This window comes from Pseudomonas sp. SIMBA_068, assembly GCF_046534705.1.
GTDB lineage: Bacteria > Pseudomonadota > Gammaproteobacteria > Pseudomonadales > Pseudomonadaceae > Aquipseudomonas > Aquipseudomonas putida.
Genome location: NZ_JAWRYI010001639.1, coordinates 1 through 236, shown reverse-complemented (window position 1 = coordinate 236; position 236 = coordinate 1). Strand labels below are relative to the sequence as shown.

1 pseudogene is annotated in these 236 nt (G+C 41.9%); it reads left to right on the top strand.

The features are described from left to right. Nucleotides 1-205 (top strand): annotated as a pseudogene (locus tag SB756_RS35285) (hypothetical protein); the annotation flags it as partial. Between the last annotated feature and the right edge of the window lie 31 nt (nt 206-236).

The window sequence follows — 236 nt, the reverse complement described above, 5'->3', positions numbered from 1 at the left end:
GGAAGACAAACAGGGATTTGAGATTATTGGCGGTAAATCAGGGACGACTTCCGAAGCAGGTCAATGCTGGGCGTCTCTTGGGGTAGTCAATGATCGTGAATATATTACTGTTGTCATGGGTGCTCCGCTAGAAGATATACGTCATCCAGACAGGCAGCAAATAAAAGATACGATGAAGTTATATCAAAAAGTGACGTCTATTTAAGAAGTGGAATTTTGAATTTGCAAGAGTCACC